This window comes from Nocardia sp. BSTN01 (assembly GCF_015354405.1).
Lineage (GTDB): Bacteria > Actinomycetota > Actinomycetes > Mycobacteriales > Mycobacteriaceae > Nocardia.
In genome coordinates, this window is sequence record NZ_JADKYP010000196.1 from 1 (window position 1) to 244 (window position 244).

A 244-nucleotide genomic window follows, 5' to 3' on the forward strand; every position below is an offset into this window, starting at 1 on the left:
GCTGGTGGCTGGTTTCCGGCGGCCGAATGCGGTCGATGATAGTTGTAGTGGATGTTCCAGATCTGCAGCGCCTGCTGGCGCTGCAGATCTGAGGTCCACTCGCGGGCGTAGAGGAATTCCTCGGCCAGGATCCGGTTATAGCGCTCGACTTTCCCGTTGTGCCGAGGCGTGTAGGGCGTGATCCGCTGGTGACGGGCACCGAGTAGCACTTTCGCGAAATCGCCGGCCCTGTAGCAGGAGCCGT

The 244-nt window shown here is 62.3% G+C and carries 1 protein-coding gene; it reads right to left on the reverse strand.

Going from position 1 to position 244, the window contains the following annotated elements:
• On the reverse strand, positions 1–244 hold a 244-nt coding region (locus tag IRT45_RS36505; RefSeq protein ID WP_194810293.1), incomplete at both ends, for an integrase core domain-containing protein.